Here is a 254-nt window from a genome sequence, read left to right as displayed (position 1 = left end):
CCGTATCGCCCGCCGCGGCGTCGACAGTTCTGAGCACCTCGGCAAGCACCGATGGGTGGTTGAGCGCACCTTCGCCTGGATCAACCAGTTCCGGCGCCTCGCCATCCGATACGAGCGCCACGCCGATTGAGGTGGTCCCGGTTTGGCGGACAGATTGGCGGCTTTGCTAAGCTTGGTTCTGGTGTGCGTTACGCCGCCATGTCGATGCTGTCGCAGGCCGTATGGACCTCCTCCGGCGTTCTGCCGCCGAGGGC

1 protein-coding gene is annotated in these 254 nt (G+C 65.4%); it reads left to right on the top strand.

The genetic code is table 11. The features are described 5' to 3' along the window. On the top strand, positions 1-130 hold a 130-nt coding region (locus tag K9U40_RS24665; RefSeq protein ID WP_282892654.1), incomplete at its 5' end, for a transposase. Positions 131-254 lie beyond the last annotated feature (124 nt).

Source organism: Xanthobacter autotrophicus, assembly GCF_030015065.1.
GTDB lineage: Bacteria > Pseudomonadota > Alphaproteobacteria > Rhizobiales > Xanthobacteraceae > Xanthobacter > Xanthobacter autotrophicus_D.
The sequence above is the reverse complement of the archived record's forward strand: the minus strand, read 5'-3'. Positions and strand labels throughout refer to the sequence as shown.